We start from the raw sequence: 16,739 nt of genomic DNA on the forward strand, positions 1-16,739 counted from the left end.
TCTTATGAAATCGGATTTTTTATATGAATGAAGTTTCTGCGAAAGCATGTCACTTAAGAAGGTTTATGCATATTCTAATCAAGAGTGTGATTTCATTAATGAACTTAGAACTATCATCTTCACCTTTTATCCACCTACAAAAGTCATAATTTAGACTACGTTTCACTTATGCTATGAAATTTTTTTCGGAGGGGAAACAATGGGTCCAAAAGTATCAATAATTATTCCTTTTTACAACTGTGCCTTTGTCGATCAAGCAATCCAAAGTGCCTTAAATCAAACTTATGAAAATATTGAAGTAATTGTGGTAGACGACGGTTCTACATCCCACACTGCGAAGATAGAGTCCTTTAAAGATAAAATTGTTTATATAAGAAAAGAAAATGGCGGGACGGCTACTGCAATAAATACTGGTTTATTCGCTGCTACAGGAGAGTATATAGCCTGGCTAAGCTCGGATGATTATTTTGTTCCTGAAAAGATTTCCAAACAACTAAACTTTATGAAGCAAAGGAACATAGATGCCAGCTTCACTAACTTTGACTATATTAATAAAGATAATCAAGTTTTAATACCTTGGTGCTGTAAACGTTTCTACAATTTAGAAGAAGTGTATAATGCCTACTTAACGTATAATGCTATCAATGGATGTACCATTCTTATAAAAAAGAAGATCTTTGATAAAATTGGGATTTTCTCTCCCGATTTTCGTTATACTCATGATTATGAGATGTGGTTTCGTATGCTTGTCAATGGCTATGAAATCCATTATTATGATGAAGCACTTACAAAATTTCGTTCTCATGAAAAATCAGGCACCAGTAGATACCAAAATGAGATGAGAGAAGAAATGAAAACTATCGAGTTTCATTACCGCCCTCTGCTGCAAAAATATATAAGTAAATCACAATCAAATCCTTCACAAGATTAGGTGAGTTTATTCTTCTATGATTACTCCTTACACCCTCTTATTTAGTCTTTATTACAAGTATTTCCACTCGTTACTTTCATTTAATAAATGAAATGTATTATTAGGACACAAGTTTATCTTTCACCTTAAAACTTTACATGGAAATGTGTAAAGTTTATTACATACAAATCTGTATGGAAACTTTAATAAACACACTTTGTAAAAAAGAATTTGCAAAACTTGTTATTATATTTATCTACTATCAGCATGCACTCGTCCGTACCAATTAAAAATTTTGGACATATTATATAAATAGGGATTTGCAAAATAATAAAAATTTAAGCATATATCAATTTTAAGAAAAGAAGGGACATACATGAAGGATAATAAGGATTCGTTATTTGATGAAAATCTAATTGAGTTTTTAAATGAAGTAAAAACTAATTTACCTACCAATTATAAGATACCTGATCCTGGGGTTGTAAGTATAATTCTTTCTCATACTCAATGAGGTGCTTTAGACGTTGAAAATTCTTATTCTTCTCCTCTTCCTATTGAATAGAGAGAAAATAATTAAAGGATGATTATAAAATGAAGATTTTATTAGTTTCCTATTACCCACTCCCCTATACCGGAGGCGTTTGGACATTTGTATCATCACTCCAACAGTCACTGAAAGAGTCAGGTCATACAGTTCATATCCTTAGCCAGACCCCTGATTTAAATAAATATCGAATCATTGGACAAAAACCAGAAATAGATATTGCTGTTCTTTCCCCCTATATTGAAGAAAAATTGCTTACTGAGCTTCCTTCACTTCCAATGAAGAGTTGGATATACAACACTGAATTATTTCGTTATAGCTTAGAGCTTTCCGCAGCATATTACAACCTTCAGCAATATGACCTTATACATGCGCTAGATGTCACAGCAGCAAACGCTATAAATCGAGTTAAACCTTCTCATATTCCACTTGTTACTAGTGCTCTTGGAAATCTATCACGTGATATCTTTTTCACGCTCAAAACCATGCACCCTCATAAAACAGACGAACAAATAGAAGCTACATTTGAATATCAATATCACCAGGTGATTGAGAAGTTAGGATATCAAGCCAGTGATTTTATTCATAGTCCAACTAAATGGATGTCTCGTAATATTGCAGATAATTTCTCTATTCCTTCAGACAGAATTGTTACCTTTCCATATGGAATTAGTAATCAACAGTTCCTTTGGGATGCTATGAAGAAGCCACTTATCGGACCCAAGCAGAATAAAAAAATTATCCTTTATATGGGAAGGCTTGTCTATTTAAAAGGCATTCATCACCTCCTAGATGCCCTTGCTCTCTTAAAAGAAAGTAGACAGGATTGGGAATGCTGGATACTGGGGGAAGGCGAAATTAAAGGGGCATTAGAAGAACAATGCACAAACTTAGATCTAAAAGATAAAGTTAGATTTTTAGGTGCCTCGAATAATGTTCTTCATTTCCTTAGAGAAGCCGATATCTTTGTTCACCCTAGTATTCACGATACTCAGCCTTATTCTGTTATGGAAGCCCAGCTTGCAGGTATTCCTGTTCTTATTAGCGATACAGCTGGATTACCTGAAATGATTGAAGTGGGAAGGAGCGGGCTAGTCTCTTCTGTAGGAAATATTTATGAACTGTATGAGCAATTAAAGTATTTGCTTGCAAATGATTTACTTCGAAACCAGCTAGCTTCTTGTACAAAAGAGTGGGCTCAAGATAAATGGGACCTTAACAAAATGGTTACTAATTTTTTGTCGCTTTACGAACAAGCAGAAAAACTTAACACAGAAAATCAAGAAAAATAAAATACCAGATACTAGAAAATATCTGGTATTTTATTTACTTACTGAGGTTTAGTCCCAGTGATTGAATCATTGAAATAAAATTCACACAGTATAAATCTGGGTTGAAATTTACTTTTACGTGCTCAAAAGCATCTTTACGTATCTTTTCTCTTAACTGAGAATCCGTCATTAACTCCTTTGCCTCTTTAACAGCTTCGGTAACGTCACCTAATGTATAGTATTTCCCCGTTTTATTATGAATAATTGAGCTTCTTACGCCATCGGAGTCAGTGGTTAAAACCGGACATTTACAACTCATCGCTTCAAGAAGAGAATATGGGGCTCCTTCTACCTTTGAAGTAGAGCATAAAAATCCGCCTGATTCCCCTATCATGGAAAAATAAACGGCCATTTGATCATTCGGAACGTTTGCATGAAGAAAAAGATGTTTTTCTAAATCTAACTGTTTAATTAATTTTTCAAATTGACCTCTTTCCTTAGCTTCGCTTAGAGTAGGGTCTTCAAACATATGTAATCGTATGTTTGAATTGTGATTATGGATTAATTCGCTACCGATTTTTAAGAACTCTCTCCAATTTTTGTTATCTTCGATTCGCCCAATCCATGCGACGTTAGGCTGATGACTAGTAGTTACAGCTTTATAGGAGAACTGATTAGTATCAAAACAATTGTTGAAACTAAACTTTGGAAATGAGGGGTAGAGTTCATCTAGTAATTGCACGATATGAGGAGTCTTGGGATTAAGAAATCCTGAAGCATAGTTAGTGACAAGAGGTATAGCATCTGTAAGAGCAGATTTCGCTGTACTTTTTGGACCGTATCCTTGTATTTCAATAATCATTTTCCCTTGATATCCAAGCGATCTAAACCGAGGAAGAGCTTGAAAATCTGAGACAATGACAATGAGACTATAATCTCCTTCATCAAGTATTTTTTTAATTTCATGGTCTTCATTCGTTACAAACGTTTGGGTCCCATGGTCATTTATGCTTTTCTTTCTATTTTCATAATAAAGGCAATGAGCATTAATGTTGTACTTTTTAAGGGCTTTACACCTTTGACGATTTAACGTTTCTACTCCTCCACTTGGAACATAAAACACGAATAATACATTCATTTTCCCTCTCCACCTTTACGTGTAGAATTAATAAACTTCTATTTCATATGTAAACCGTGTTACATATGTTAATAAATGCGATGTAAATTTAAAAATTGTTATTTTTCCTAAAAACATAATCACAGATTTTTAATTCTTGAAAGGAGAAGTGAAAATTCTTGAAAGGAGAAGTGAATATGTCAAAAGTATCTATTGTTGTGCCATTCTTTAATTGCTCTTATATCGATCATGCACTAGATAGTTTAACTAAACAGACCTACACCAATATTGAAATTATAGTAGTAAATGATGGATCTACTAAGCATACGGATAAAATCCTTCCCTATTTAGATAAAATCATCTATATTATAAAAGAAAATGGTGGCACAGCGAGTGCTTTAAATGTAGGAATTCAGCAAGCAACAGGTGATTATATATGTTGGCTTAGTTCTGATGATATTTATGATCATCATAAAATCGCCATACAACTAGAATCGATGAAAACTCATAATGCCTTTTTTAGTCACACAAATTACTACGCCATCAATTATAGAGGACGAATCATTAGTCCGCCTTTAGGTATTCAGACGTTAAATAAATTAGATCTTATCACTAGAATAAGCAAAGGAAATATTATTAACGGCTGCTCAATTATGATTCACAAAAGTGTGTTTGACCATGTGGGTCTTTTTGACGAGACACTTCTTTATACTCATGACTATGACTTATGGTTACGAATCATTCAAATATTCGATTTACAATACATCCCTCAGCCCCTTTTGTTATCAAGGATACATGAAAATATGGGGAGCAAAAAATATGCTTCTTTTATAAAAGAAGAAAACAAAATTGTAATTAATAGTCATAAACACGTAATGGAACAGCTAGCGTTAAAATATAAAGAACACTCTTAATTACTATTTAGTTCTTGCTACTGTATAAGAAAGGCGGATTTTTAAGTAAATTAGGTAAACCGCCGAGCACCTTAAAATCGGATAAGCATATTATAAAACATAGATAATAATGCAAAAACTTTGCTTTAAGAAAGGATGAATTCTATTGGCACTATCAAGTGAAGCAAGAGCAGCGTTGTTAAAAAACCTGCTTTCATTACCTCAAACAGTCAACACAACTACTACTTCTGCTACAGACCTTTTAAATGCTGTCAACCCTGCTACTACTGTAACTAACGCCTTAAATACTATTAATCCTACTACTGTCGTAACAGATCTTTTAAATACTGTTAATACAACTACAACTGGCCTTTTAAATACCGTTAATACGACTACAACTGATATCTTAAACACTACTACGGGCCTTGTAAGTACTACTACTACTTCTGCTAGTGATCTTTTAAGAAATCTTCTCTCCATATTAGCAGGACTACCAATTTCATCTGGTTCAGCCCCGATTAGAAACGACTTAAAAAATCGTGTTAATCAAACAGTTCAACTATCTACACCAAATGAAACCATTACAGGTGTTTTACTTGCTGTTTTATCAGACTACGTGGCAGTTGCCGAAAGTGACGGATCGTTAAACTATATCCCACTTTCTAAAGTTGAAACAGTATCATCACTTTAAGGAAGGAGTCATACTATGTTTGAAAGTACTTTAGTAGCTGAATTAACAAAGCGTATTGGTACACCAGTCGAAATCGCACTAGCAGATGGCTTTGTTGAAGGAATTATCACTGCTGTAACAAATGGCCTTATTACAATCCTTCAAACTGTGGGATATGGATATGGCGGAACTACTCTTCCTTTAACTATTGCTCTTCCATCAATTACTTCAATTAAAATTTCACCGGTTGCGTAAACTAGTCAAGGTATTTTAAGAAATCACTCCAACTGGAGTGATTTTTTTTCGTGATACTTAACGGATGTTCCCTTACGTTATAAACTGTCATATCCTTATATAACAATCGATGTGTTTTTATTAGATCATTTAATACACTTACATCCTCATACATTCGTCCTCCTTCAAAATCAATTAAAGGAAACCCGTTATTTTGTTTTAAAGTCGACGTGCGATAGATGCGAGGTCCTAAGGGAAATACATAAGAAAGAAGGTCGTTTCTATTGAGAATCGCTCGTCCTTTCCTTAACCCTTTATACCTTATATTTTCTTCTCCATTCTGCTTCCATGCTCTTAAATTACCGTAGAGAACAGCTACATCTTCCTTTAAATTTTCTAAACATCTTCTTATAGTGTAAAATGCATCTGGGTCTAGCCAGTCATCGGCATCTAACTCCATGACAAATTCTGTTTCAACATATGATAGAGCCGCATTAAGAGCCCTTGCTTTCCCACCATTATCTTTACTAAGAAACCTAAAACCTGGTGTGTTTTTAAAACTTTTTATAATCTCTAGGGAATGATCGTTTGATCCATCATCAACGACTAGTATTTGCTCTGGAAGGCTACTTTGTAGAATGCACGAGTTAATAGCTATCCCTACGTAATTACCCATATTGTAATTAGCTATCATAACCGTAATTGAAGGAGGTATGTTCTGTGTTTCTAATTTTTGCTGATACTTTTCGATAAAATTCAATTTTTGAAGGTGACTACTGGTCTTATCTATAGATACCTGATTAACTAATTTATTGGGTGAAGGAAGGATAGATAGTTCATTTATTTGTGAAAGCCAAGATGGAAGAACTGATTCTTTAAATGGAAGATAACTCTTAGATAAGAAAGGGTTTTGCTTCAGAAAAGATGTTTTTATGAGAAACGGTCTTTTTATAACTTTATTATTAATTATAAAATCGTAAGTCATAGCACCTTTTTTATCATTTAAAGTTAATGTGTGCTTCATTACATTATCATTCAAATAATCATAACTATACAAAAACATAACATATTCACACGACAATCCGTGAATGTAATAATTTAACGTTAATCCTAGGTCATTATTTATTAAGTTTATACATTGTATCTTTGTGTCTTCAAAAGTCATTCCTGATTGCAGTAAAGTCTCTGGTATGTCCAAGATTATAATTTCATTTATGCGGTTATTGATAAAATGTAACGAGTCCACGGCCTTTTTTATCGAACTTGAGTTTACATAACCAACTAAAAATATCTGAATATCCCTCATTTATATTCCTCCGTCCTTAAGAACGCTAACTATGCTGCAGCTTCATGATACCTTATTTATTGTTTTTCATACCTTCAGTTTATGTGTATTGATCTATATGTATGGTTTAAACCTAAACGCTGTTTATAAAAAAGCATTCTTAATTGTATCTTGATTTAATTGAGAACGGTTTAATTAACCTTGTAAATTAATTAGTTTGTCCAATCACTGGGGGACAAGTTTTCATATAGTAATAGTACATAGAAAGGGGGTTTAAAATACCATGACAATATTATTAGATTCTAGAACATCTCAAAATGCTAGTATTGCTAACTCTATTTCTATCCCTATTACACTTCTCTCTAATCCAGGTCTATTCGGTCAAATTGGCCTCAACGTTACAAGTGCTACAGGTGCTATCCGTACTCAATTAAGTGGTACTGTAGCTTGCCAATTACCACTCCTCCCTGTCGCAACTACTGTTACAATTACTATTGTAAGAGGTACTGCCTTTAACGACCCAGTTGTCTACTCTTCGTCGGAGGCGTTGAATATTAACCTTTTAGGACCACAGCTTTTTACGTTTACTGCTTCAGATTTTAACGTACCAAAGCCAGCTTCTAACCTTTTAATTTACACAGCTTTTATCACTTGTAACATCCTAGGAACTGTGAGAGTTGGACCAGAAAGTTTTAATGGAGTTGCTTATTCGGATTAAGGATATTATTGAATTTTATTTAATAAAAAAGTCTTCGCTTTTGCAAACGCGAAGGCTTTTTTACTTTCTTTTATTTACTAAAACACGCACGAATAAATTTAGCTAAATGCATTCACAGAATAAAAATTCCTCTTTATTCTGTTTTCCTATATAGGATTAAAATGATTTCCCTTCCTTGTTTTTACGCTCAGAAGGTTAGTTACATATTAAAGGATGTCTAATGTAACTAAGATAGCGATTAATACTTGTAATAGTACTTGAAGGTTTACAGCGATATCTGTGTCAGTAGCTGTAACATTTACATTTGTAGAGTTTTCAATAATTGTTTTTTGAGAATTTTTTTGTTTAATGCTAGCGAATTGTTTTAGTTCTTCAACGACGCTGTTTCCTTGAACATTATCACCGATTGTAATACGAACTACTACTGCAATAGCTATTTGTAAAGCTACTTGAATAGTTGCTGCTATTTGAGTATCTGTTGTTTGTACTCTAACACCTTCTGAATCTTTAACAATAATTTTCTCAAAAGATTTTTGTTCAGTAGCTGCTATTTGATCAGCTTCTTGCCATACGTCTCTACCACTGAACCGTTTATTTTCACAATGGTCTAGTGCTCTCCATTTTCTTTCACCCATTTTTCTCACCTCGTTTAATTTTTAATTAAAGAACATCGACAAGTACAATAATAGCTACTAATACTTGTAACAGTACTTGAACGTTAAGAGCCACGTCTGTATCAGTCGTTGTAATTTCTACATCTTTGGAATTCTCAATATAAATTTTTTGTTTATTTGTTTGCTCTATTTCAGATAGCTGTAATAAGTCTTGAAGCACACCATCTTTTTGAACAGTATCGCCGATGGCAATACGGATTACAATAGCGATGGCTACTTGGATAGCCACTTGAATACCGATAGCTGCTTGAGTATCTGTTGTAGTGACGTTAATATCGCAAGAATCTTTAATCCAAATTAATTCGTCTGATTCTTGATCAATTAAAGAAAGTTGATCTGCATCTTGAACTACTTCTGCATTAAAACTTTCGAAACTCTCGTTGCTTTCGAAACTCTCACGACTATTATAGTAATCATATTCTGTAGATTCACTTTCATAGTGATCTACTTTACAGCCATCTTTACAATGCTTCTTAGAATCATCTTTTTTATGTTTGCTTTTGCATTTTTTCTTTACATCGTAAGAATAATACTTTTTAGATGACATAACTAACACTCCTTTTTCATGGTATGTATTAATATATGAACATACCAATCAATAGGATTGGGCCAATTGACCATTGAGTGCAACCATTTTAAAAAACAACAAAAACGCCTATTTAACGGCGTTTATGAATGGTATAATTCATTTTTTCTTGTTGGTAGCATTTGTTTGTTTTACAAACTCATCCACTCGTTTTGACAAATCTTCAACCATTTCTTTAAGCATTTGCTTCTTCTCTTCAGATAAATTTCCTTTGATCTGTTCTTTATCTATGCCATGTTTAGAAAAAACGTCATTTACTAATAAGTCCATTAGCTTATTTGGAACAATCTCTGGTCTTTTGGGTGAATCACTCATATTAATCGCTCCTTTTGTATAAGGTCGTATTCATAACAACATATGCAGGAATGGCCTAAAAGGAAACAATTCCCCAGTGTTTTCCTGTGTTATTGAAGCGATTTTTTATTCACCTATATTTTCATTTAAATAAAACAGCAACATGTCTATCTCAGGTGCACTCTAAATAGTCATATCCTTTCCCTAAAAAATTTAAGATAATAAAATAAATTTAACATCATATATTTGTACATAAGGTAAGTGCCTTATGTTTTCAACGATTTTCCTAACAGTATTTATGAAAAGAGTTGAGTTAAATGGGAAAAAAAGCAAAGGTTGTGCATGTTGCAGGTGATTTTTTATCTCCAAGAGGAAAGTCATCTACTAATCAAATTTATACAATAAATGAGGATAACAATACGGTTTCTGTAATGGATGGATCAACAAATGATTTTATTGCCACTATAAATGTAGGTCGTCAGCCAACAAATGTAAATGGAAATCCATCTACTAATCGTATTTATGTAACTAATAAAGGTGATGATACTGTTTCAGTTATTGATGCAGGAACTAATACAGTTATTGGCATTATTCCAGTTGGTGATCAGCCTTCAGGTGTAGGAGTTAACCCCTACACAAATAGAGTTTATATCACAAATGCAGGTCAAGATACTGTTTCCGTCATTGATGGTGCAACAAATATTGTTATAGCCACAATTGCTGTAGAAACCCATCCAATTAATTTAGATGTTCATCCCTATATTAATCGTATTTATGTAGCAAACAAGTTCAAAAATACTGTCTCTGTTATTGATGGATTAACAAATACAGTAATGTCTACAGTGCGAGTGGGTGATCAGCCTACTGACTTAGGGGCTAATCTATCCAGCAACCGTATTTATGTAGCTAATAAAAATAGTGACACTGTTTCCGTCATTGATGCAGGTACAAACGCTGTAATTGGGATAGTACCAGTCATAGAACAACCGTCTATGGTTGATGTTAACGTCGATAATAATCAAATTCACGTAACGAACGAAGAAAATAGTGTAGTGTCTGTCATTGATGGTGCAACGAATATTGTCATTGCTACCCTCCCTGTAGGTGATCAATCAACTTATACAATAACTGATGCCTAATACAAGAACATAATGTGGATATTTATGCTCTATAAGAGGTGGCATAACAGTGATTTTATGTTATAACCTGTAGCGACAATAACCCTATTAGCACACAGTTATTGTTGCTACAATTAATAATTTTGACTACTGCTTAGAGAATTCACTTTTCATCAAATTTTTTCCACCTTTGATAAAGAGAAGGACGGATATCTTTAACATGAGATAAAAATTCTTTTGATAATTTTAGTTCCTTCAAATCGGTTAGCAATTTAATAGGAATAGGTCGGTTAGAAGTAAAAGCTCTTTTAAGATCAATCATTTTAAAATTCCCCTGTTCATTTATTAAAATATGTCGTAATTCAGTATCTTGTCTACGAAAATTTAATTTTTTTAATTCATCAAAGAAATCTATCAACTGTACAACCAACGACTTTTCTATATCTCCGTTTTTTTTAAGCTGTTTTGCCAAAGAAATCCCTTCAATATACTCCATGACTATGTAATTTGGTCCATAACCGTAGAGTTGAGGAATAATAGAAGAGGGCTGTCCCACTTGTATCGCTTCTAACTCTTTTTCATATACCTCCTCTTTGAAAAATACTTTTATACATCGATCAGAAGACAATCGATAAATAACACCATCTTTTCCTTGGCCAACTACCTCATACCTTTTAAAGCTCGTAAGTACATTCTCGTTTTTTTCCACCAACCTCTCAGAAGAGTGTACAAATACTTTGTCACTCAAAAAATCAAGTTGTTTAACGCTGCTAGACGAAATAAATTGATCATTATTATTACTAAGCATTTGGTACTTTTTCTTATCCTGCCATTTAAAGAAAGTTGTTTTCGGCAACCTATCCCATCCATTATGATTATGTTGGTAATGAAAATATGATTTCCCCATTCTGTTCCTCCTTCCCCATTTATTATTCTATTCCTTTATAAATAAATTGCTTGTATGCTTATCTATCTACATACAATTTCATAAAAAATTTTTGTTAAAATCCAAGACAAGCACCCTCTCCTGTTACTAATGGTTACATATTATAGTAATGAAAGAGGTGATATTGGTATGAAATACAAAGAAGATTGGACTTTAGAAGAAAAAGCTCACAAAAATCCGTGCAAAAAGTGTGAAAAGCATGAGAAGCATGATTCTTGTAAAGATATTTGTAAAAAAATGAGAGTTATTAATTTATGGAAATTTAATTCTAAATAATAATTTTAGCTAAAAAAGAAATAAGACCTATTGGCTTTTATCAACAGGTCTTATTTCTTTTTTATTGGGAACCTTTCATTACTACTAAAATTACATAACAAAGGATACAACAAATATCTCTTCTATGTTAACTAGTAGAGCTCTAATTTTTAATTCTCCGCCAATGACGGTTTCTAATATATGGATAACCTCATATATTGTTTATAGTACAAGTATAAAAGAAAAAGTTACAGGAGGCACAGATATGAGCGATTGTATATTAGTGATCGGGGCTCATCCTGATGATGAACTATTGGGAACTGCAGGAACCTTAAAAAAATTTGTAAATGAAGGTTATAAAGTAATTTCGGTAATTACTGCTTTAGGCCGAAAGGAAGAAGCCCATCACATTCAAAAATTTGGTCGACTTGCCAATCAAGAAATTGGCATTGAAGAAGTAATATTTCTTGAGCATGTCAATCTGGAACTAGAAATGATTCCTCTTCATGAGTTAACTAAAGAGATTGAACAACTTATCAAACGATACAAACCCGTCAAGATTTTTACACATCACTATGGAGATTTAAATAAAGACCATCAGATTACTTTTCAAGCAGTGTTAACTGCAGCTAGGCCAATTCCTTATATGCCCCCCATAGAATTAATTACATTTGAAACCGTTTCATCGAGTGAATGGGGTGCTTTTGGTTGCGAAAAAACATTTAAACCGAATTACTTTGTAGATGTTACGGACACTATGGAAAATAAACTTAATGCCCTTAAACATTATGATCTCGAAATGAGAGCGTTCCCTCATCCCCGTTCTTACGAAGGCATTGAGTACTTAGGAAGGGTAAGAGGCATGAGTGTTGGCGTACCTTATGCTGAAGCTTTTGAAATTATAAGGAGGGTTTGGAAATGAACCATGAGATTGCCTTTCCCTACCCCTATCTAATTGAAACATTAGATCAATATTATGGACTTAAGTCACGTTCTCCTAAAAAATCCGTTGCAAAGGAAATCCCTAAGAGGAGAAGCTCATCAAAACAAAGTTCAAAAAAGAAATTTTCTATTTTAATTGCTACCTTTTGGAGCTTTCCTCACGTAGGTGGACTTTCAAATTATATTTCTACTTTAAGTAAAAGTTTAAAAAGCCAGGGACATAGAGTAGACATTATTTCCCCCAATCAATTTTCAACTTCAAAAGTAAAGCAATTTCGAGAAATTGCCACTCCAAACCTAAAACATTTGTTTACCAAACGCTATGGAAATTACAATGAGAGAATTTTAAATCATCAAAGGCTTATATATGTATACGAAAAAATGCTTGAAACAGTGAATTTAGAGAAATACGATATTCTTCATGCACAAGATTTGTTTACAGCAAATATTCTAGGAAGGTTTAATGAATTTTACAATAAACCCTTATTTTTTACACCTCATGGCATGTTTACATCTAATAGACTCAAATTTAACATCATCAAAAAAGGTTCCGTAGAAGAAGCGTATTTTACGGAGCTTGAAAGTAAAGCGATTGAATATGCAAGTCATATTATTGTTTTAAGTGATTCATTTCGTGAACCTTTAATAAAGCTAGGAGCAAAAAATAGAAACATTACTACAGTTATTACGGGAATTGATTATCCAGTGAACCAAAGGGAAGGAAAAGAAAAGAACTCACAAAAGCTAGTTATTACGTGCGTAGCTAGGCTTGGTCCTCGAAAAGGACATAATTATCTGTTTGACGCGCTGGCACGCCTGAAAAAATACACTTCCAATGTGGAGGTATTAATCGTCGGTGATGGACAAATGAGAGAGAAGTTAGAAAAACAGAAAAAGGCTCTAGGTTTATCAATGGTAAACTTTTTAGGTTCCAGAGATGATGTACCTTCACTCTTAAATAAAACTGACATTTTTGTACTTCCAACAATTAATGATAGCTTACCCATTTCAATAATTGAAGCTATGCATAACGGCACTGCTGTAATTTCCACAAATTGCGGAGGAATTCCTGAGCTGATAAAGCATAATAAAACCGGTATTATTGTTGAACCTGGAGACCCTGAACAGCTAGCACATGCACTAAAATTTCTTATTACAAATAAAGAAGTGCGAAATAAAATGAGTATGAATGCGAAAATTCATGCTAAAAAACACTTAACTATAGACAGCATGGTAGGGAAAATACAGCATTTGTACACTGATTTTTGGGAGATGAATTAAAGTATGAACCATGAACATTCTGCAGTTATCCTTGACCTAAGTGCTAACGGAGTTGGCATTATTAGAAGTTTAGCAACAAAAGGCATAAAAGTTTATGCTTTTGACACGAAAAAAGCGTATAAAATAGGAAAATCACGCCTTGCTACTTGCGGTATATGTCCTAGTCCTTTAACTGAGGAAAAGAAACTATTAAACTTCTTGATTACCCTGTCTAAAAAAATCGGTTCAAAACCTGTTTTATATACAGGAGCAGATGACTACGTACAATTCATTTCCAAAAACCGAGACGAATTGCTAAATTACTTCTTGTTTTTATTACCTGATGATAATTTAGTTGAGCAAGTGCTTGATAAAAATAAAACTTACGAGCTCGCTGTCAAGCATAATATTCCATGTCCAAAAACATATGTAATAGATAGTAAAGAGGAACTTGAAGAGGCTATCTTAAATGTTGAATTCCCATGTATTTTAAAACCTGTTCTCGGCCACGAGTTCAGAAAGAAAATCAACAAAAAAGCAATTGTATTTGATACTCCAGAGCAGTTAAGGAATGATTATTGTTTTTATAGAGAATGCGGACAATTAGTTATTCAAGAACTGATTCCTGGAGACAATCAATGCTTTTATAAAGTAGCTACTCTCTATACTGAAAATATGGAACTACTTGCATTATTCTCCTTACAAAAAAACCATCAGTTTCCTGCAGAATTTGGAACAGGTGCTCATATTGTCAGCAAAAGAGTTCCTAAACTTATCGATATATGTCTTCCATTTTTTGAAGAAATAAAGCTCAAAGGCATAGGTATGGCTGAATTCAAAAAGGATCCAAGAGATGGAATTTATAAATTCATTGAAATAAACCCTCGCTTTTGGCTTACCCATAGTCTCACAGGCCCCTCAGGTATTGACTTTGCCTACACCTATTATTTATACCTCACTAACCAAAACCCAGAGCCTAGATTGAATCAAATAGACGGTATTAAATGGATTTACCTTATAAGGTATTACCTTACTTTCCTTCAAAAGAAAAAAACTTCCGAAATGACATTCAAAGATTTTTATCTGGGGCTGCAAGGTCAAAAAGAGTTTGCTTTATTTGCATGGAATGATCCAATGCCATTTTTTAGAAGCGCATGGTCTCATTTAGTTAATACGTGGAAACGTAAGCGAAAGGAATGACTACTATTGTATGATCCTAAGGCACTCTATTATCGGATTACAGATTTAAAAATAGCAGAAAAACTTTCTTATTCGATGGGTGAGAAAGTTACAATTATCCCTTCAGAAATTAAGTGTTTAAAATCCACAAAACGAAGTAGTATATATAAATTACTGCTTCAAAGAAAAAATGGTTATTATCCAATTATCTTTAAGGTCTACAATTCAACAGCCTATAAAAATGAAGTAGAAATCAATATTTATAAAAAATCTTACCCAATTTTAAAGGAGTTTTTGCCTCGTATTTATCTTGTAGAAACAGTAAAAAATGAAACTTGGATCTTTATGGAATTCGTTAGTCAAATACGTGGACAATTGACCTTCTCTCCGTCTCACTTTCAATATATTATCCCAAGTATAGCTAAACTTCATGCTCAAACTTTTGAAAACAGGTTCAAAAAGAAGGAAAACGTTTGGAAAAATTGGCTCCCTGTTTATACTTCTACAAAAAAGACTAGGGCCAAATCTATGAATGAAACAGTTGATCTGTTGCACGCATCAATAAAAGATGCTCGGGTTAATCATATTGTAAAACCTTATTATCTATCATTAATTAAGCTATACAATAAAGGACCAGATTTCTTCCCTGAATTAATTAAAAATGGATTAGCTATCACCCATGGGGATCTGCATATGCAAAATATATGTAGCAAAAATGTTACTGGTCATACACCATGGCCTATTCAATTCATCGATTGGGAATCAGCAAAATACGCTCCAGTATGGTTTGACATGGTTGTATTAGTAGAACTACTGCTAGGCTTCAGAAAAGATTGGCAAGCCAATGCAGAAACAATACGTACTAAATGTGTACGTCTGTACGTAGAAGAAATGAAAAAATACGGAATTACGTTTAAAACAAACCCTATGACTCTTTATAAAATGGCCTACCTCCAGCGCACCTTAGAAAGAGGTCTTCATATTCAGTTGAGAAGGATTGCTGATAATCGTGAAGGTGAGCTCTTAAGTTATCACCTTGAAAAAATTTCAACATGGGGCAGGGAACTAGGAATATACGAATAAACAGATTTTGGAAAATAGCTTTTAGACTATCAATTTAACAATAGTCTAAAAGCTATTTTTACCTTAATGTACAAGCAATTTCCCTTTTCAAAAATACAATATATAGAAACACCAATTTTAAATAAAGGCAGGGAATTTATTTGACTAAATTTTATTATGATTCTAATGAAGAAAGTAAGCACTGCTTGAAAGCGATGTATGACATGCGTAAAAATAAAGAAGAAAAAGACTATGGCAAAGATAAATGCAAAGACAAACACGAAAAAGACTACGGCAAAGATAAATGCAAAGATAAACATGAAAAAGACTACGGCAAAGATAAATGCAAAGATAAACATGAAAAAGACTACGGCAAAGATAAATGCAAAGATAAACATGAAAAAGACTACAGCAAAGATAAATGCAAAGATAAACATGAAAAAGACTACGGCAAAGATAAATGCAAAGATAAACATGAAAAAGACTACAGCAAAGATAAATGCAAAGATAAACATGAAAAAGACTACGGCAAAGATAAATGCAAAGATAAACATGAAAAAGACTACAGCAAAGATAAATGCAAAGACAAACATGAAAAAGATTATGGCAAAGATAAATGCAAAGACAAACATGAAAAAGATTATGGCAAAGATAAAGTTGTCTTTTACGAAAAAGACTATGCTAAAAATAAATGTAAGTGCAGTAAAAGTTATTACAATTAAGTTATTTAATTCTAACCCTAATTACTTGTAACTAAATAATGAGTAAGGACTATTAGCTC

Annotated in this window: 19 protein-coding genes; 13 read left to right on the forward strand and 6 right to left on the reverse strand. The window is 33.2% G+C overall.

Features of this window, described 5'->3' with window-relative positions; translation table 11 throughout:
- The first annotated feature begins 199 nt into the window (after positions 1-199).
- A complete protein-coding gene (locus MKX72_RS27895) occupies positions 200-931 on the forward strand; it encodes a glycosyltransferase (protein WP_155008785.1) in 732 nt (243 codons plus the stop codon).
- A gap of 570 nt (positions 932-1,501) precedes the next feature.
- The gene (locus tag MKX72_RS27900) at positions 1,502-2,746 is read left to right on the forward strand and encodes a glycosyltransferase family 4 protein (protein ID WP_154974745.1); all 1,245 of its coding nucleotides are present in this window, start codon (positions 1,502-1,504) and stop codon (positions 2,744-2,746) included.
- Between the two features lie 34 nt (positions 2,747-2,780).
- Here MKX72_RS27900 and MKX72_RS27905 read toward each other — a convergent pair whose 3' ends face one another.
- Positions 2,781-3,863 carry a glycosyltransferase family 4 protein gene (locus MKX72_RS27905; RefSeq protein ID WP_154974747.1) on the reverse strand — a complete coding sequence of 361 codons (1,083 nt, stop codon included), beginning with the start codon at positions 3,861-3,863 and terminating at the stop codon, positions 2,781-2,783.
- Positions 3,864-4,039: 176 nt separating this feature from the next.
- Between MKX72_RS27905 and MKX72_RS27910 the strand changes: the two genes are divergently transcribed.
- The 3 genes from MKX72_RS27910 (at position 4,040) to MKX72_RS27920 (ending at position 5,660) form a co-directional block, all read left to right on the forward strand.
- Positions 4,040-4,756 carry a glycosyltransferase family 2 protein gene (locus tag MKX72_RS27910; RefSeq protein WP_230683554.1) on the forward strand — a complete coding sequence of 239 codons (717 nt, stop codon included), beginning with the start codon at positions 4,040-4,042 and terminating at the stop codon, positions 4,754-4,756.
- 145 nt (positions 4,757-4,901) lie between these two features.
- The gene (locus tag MKX72_RS27915; RefSeq protein ID WP_014462121.1) at positions 4,902-5,426 is read left to right on the forward strand and encodes a hypothetical protein; all 525 of its coding nucleotides are present in this window, start codon (positions 4,902-4,904) and stop codon (positions 5,424-5,426) included.
- A 15-nt stretch (positions 5,427-5,441) separates the two neighbouring features.
- Entirely contained in the window at positions 5,442-5,660 is a 219-nt protein-coding gene (locus MKX72_RS27920; RefSeq protein WP_014462120.1) for a hypothetical protein, read from the forward strand.
- 1 nt (position 5,661) lies between these two features.
- On the opposite strand, the gene MKX72_RS27925 is transcribed toward MKX72_RS27920, so the two are convergent.
- The gene (locus MKX72_RS27925; RefSeq protein WP_155008786.1) at positions 5,662-6,945 is read right to left on the reverse strand and encodes a glycosyltransferase family 2 protein; all 1,284 of its coding nucleotides are present in this window, start codon (positions 6,943-6,945) and stop codon (positions 5,662-5,664) included.
- A 262-nt stretch (positions 6,946-7,207) separates the two neighbouring features.
- Between MKX72_RS27925 and MKX72_RS27930 the strand changes: the two genes are divergently transcribed.
- A complete protein-coding gene (locus MKX72_RS27930) occupies positions 7,208-7,642 on the forward strand; it encodes a hypothetical protein (protein WP_014462118.1) in 435 nt (144 codons plus the stop codon).
- 206 nt (positions 7,643-7,848) lie between these two features.
- Here MKX72_RS27930 and MKX72_RS27935 read toward each other — a convergent pair whose 3' ends face one another.
- The 3 genes from MKX72_RS27935 to MKX72_RS27945 all read right to left on the reverse strand — a co-directional run bounded on the left by MKX72_RS27935 (position 7,849) and on the right by MKX72_RS27945 (position 9,217).
- Complete coding sequence (locus tag MKX72_RS27935; protein ID WP_014462117.1) at positions 7,849-8,277, reverse strand: spore coat protein; 429 nt, start codon at positions 8,275-8,277, stop codon at positions 7,849-7,851.
- 25 nt (positions 8,278-8,302) lie between these two features.
- Positions 8,303-8,863 (reverse strand): spore coat protein, encoded by a 561-nt coding sequence (locus MKX72_RS27940; protein ID WP_048022224.1) that lies wholly within the window; start codon positions 8,861-8,863, stop codon positions 8,303-8,305.
- Positions 8,864-9,001: 138 nt separating this feature from the next.
- The gene (locus tag MKX72_RS27945) at positions 9,002-9,217 is read right to left on the reverse strand and encodes a spore coat protein (protein ID WP_048022222.1); all 216 of its coding nucleotides are present in this window, start codon (positions 9,215-9,217) and stop codon (positions 9,002-9,004) included.
- A 296-nt stretch (positions 9,218-9,513) separates the two neighbouring features.
- Here MKX72_RS27945 and MKX72_RS27950 point away from each other — a divergent pair, with 296 nt between their 5' ends.
- Positions 9,514-10,335, forward strand: a complete 822-nt coding sequence (locus MKX72_RS27950) for a YncE family protein (protein ID WP_098112985.1) — start codon at positions 9,514-9,516, stop codon at positions 10,333-10,335.
- Between the two features lie 142 nt (positions 10,336-10,477).
- Here MKX72_RS27950 and MKX72_RS27955 read toward each other — a convergent pair whose 3' ends face one another.
- Positions 10,478-11,221 (reverse strand): hypothetical protein, encoded by a 744-nt coding sequence (locus tag MKX72_RS27955; protein WP_154974752.1) that lies wholly within the window; start codon positions 11,219-11,221, stop codon positions 10,478-10,480.
- Positions 11,222-11,389: 168 nt separating this feature from the next.
- On the opposite strand from MKX72_RS27955, the gene MKX72_RS27960 reads away from it, so the two are divergent.
- From MKX72_RS27960 to MKX72_RS27985, 6 genes are all read left to right on the forward strand, one after another.
- Positions 11,390-11,536: a hypothetical protein gene (locus tag MKX72_RS27960; protein WP_165574263.1), complete on the forward strand. Its 147-nt coding sequence runs from the start codon at positions 11,390-11,392 to the stop codon at positions 11,534-11,536.
- A gap of 244 nt (positions 11,537-11,780) precedes the next feature.
- The gene (locus MKX72_RS27965; protein WP_098112983.1) at positions 11,781-12,437 is read left to right on the forward strand and encodes a PIG-L deacetylase family protein; all 657 of its coding nucleotides are present in this window, start codon (positions 11,781-11,783) and stop codon (positions 12,435-12,437) included.
- The gene (locus tag MKX72_RS27970; protein WP_154974755.1) at positions 12,434-13,738 is read left to right on the forward strand and encodes a glycosyltransferase family 4 protein; all 1,305 of its coding nucleotides are present in this window, start codon (positions 12,434-12,436) and stop codon (positions 13,736-13,738) included. Before MKX72_RS27965 ends, MKX72_RS27970 begins: the two co-directional genes overlap by 4 nt.
- A gap of 3 nt (positions 13,739-13,741) precedes the next feature.
- Entirely contained in the window at positions 13,742-14,917 is a 1,176-nt protein-coding gene (locus tag MKX72_RS27975) for a carboxylate--amine ligase (RefSeq protein WP_098112981.1), read from the forward strand.
- A gap of 6 nt (positions 14,918-14,923) precedes the next feature.
- Positions 14,924-15,979: a phosphotransferase gene (locus tag MKX72_RS27980; protein WP_154974758.1), complete on the forward strand. Its 1,056-nt coding sequence runs from the start codon at positions 14,924-14,926 to the stop codon at positions 15,977-15,979.
- A 140-nt stretch (positions 15,980-16,119) separates the two neighbouring features.
- On the forward strand, positions 16,120-16,680 hold the full coding sequence (locus MKX72_RS27985) for a hypothetical protein (RefSeq protein ID WP_337050898.1): 561 nt from the start codon (positions 16,120-16,122) through the stop codon (positions 16,678-16,680).
- Positions 16,681-16,739: the final 59 nt, after the last annotated feature.

It is taken from the genome of Priestia sp. FSL R5-0597, from assembly GCF_038006305.1.
GTDB classification, from domain to species: Bacteria; Bacillota; Bacilli; order Bacillales; family Bacillaceae_H; genus Priestia; species Priestia zanthoxyli.

Excerpts from the sequence above, each read along its gene's own strand:
- MKX72_RS27930 (WP_014462118.1), top strand. The coding sequence starts at position 7,208 with ATGACAATATTATTAGATTCTAGAACATCTCAAAATGCTAGTATTGCT.
- MKX72_RS27920 (WP_014462120.1), top strand. The coding sequence starts at position 5,442 with ATGTTTGAAAGTACTTTAGTAGCTGAATTAACAAAGCGTATTGGTACA.
- MKX72_RS27950 (WP_098112985.1), top strand. The coding sequence starts at position 9,514 with ATGGGAAAAAAAGCAAAGGTTGTGCATGTTGCAGGTGATTTTTTATCT.
- MKX72_RS27965 (WP_098112983.1), top strand. The coding sequence starts at position 11,781 with ATGAGCGATTGTATATTAGTGATCGGGGCTCATCCTGATGATGAACTA.
- MKX72_RS27940 (WP_048022224.1), bottom strand. The coding sequence starts at position 8,863 with ATGTCATCTAAAAAGTATTATTCTTACGATGTAAAGAAAAAATGCAAA.
- MKX72_RS27945 (WP_048022222.1), bottom strand. The coding sequence starts at position 9,217 with ATGAGTGATTCACCCAAAAGACCAGAGATTGTTCCAAATAAGCTAATG.
- MKX72_RS27955 (WP_154974752.1), bottom strand. The coding sequence starts at position 11,221 with ATGGGGAAATCATATTTTCATTACCAACATAATCATAATGGATGGGAT.
- MKX72_RS27900 (WP_154974745.1), top strand. The coding sequence starts at position 1,502 with ATGAAGATTTTATTAGTTTCCTATTACCCACTCCCCTATACCGGAGGC.
- MKX72_RS27935 (WP_014462117.1), bottom strand. The coding sequence starts at position 8,277 with ATGGGTGAAAGAAAATGGAGAGCACTAGACCATTGTGAAAATAAACGG.
- MKX72_RS27910 (WP_230683554.1), top strand. The coding sequence starts at position 4,040 with ATGTCAAAAGTATCTATTGTTGTGCCATTCTTTAATTGCTCTTATATC.
- MKX72_RS27905 (WP_154974747.1), bottom strand. The coding sequence starts at position 3,863 with ATGAATGTATTATTCGTGTTTTATGTTCCAAGTGGAGGAGTAGAAACG.
- MKX72_RS27895 (WP_155008785.1), top strand. The coding sequence starts at position 200 with ATGGGTCCAAAAGTATCAATAATTATTCCTTTTTACAACTGTGCCTTT.
- MKX72_RS27925 (WP_155008786.1), bottom strand. The coding sequence starts at position 6,945 with ATGAGGGATATTCAGATATTTTTAGTTGGTTATGTAAACTCAAGTTCG.
- MKX72_RS27975 (WP_098112981.1), top strand. The coding sequence starts at position 13,742 with ATGAACCATGAACATTCTGCAGTTATCCTTGACCTAAGTGCTAACGGA.
- MKX72_RS27960 (WP_165574263.1), top strand. The coding sequence starts at position 11,390 with ATGAAATACAAAGAAGATTGGACTTTAGAAGAAAAAGCTCACAAAAAT.
- MKX72_RS27970 (WP_154974755.1), top strand. The coding sequence starts at position 12,434 with ATGAACCATGAGATTGCCTTTCCCTACCCCTATCTAATTGAAACATTA.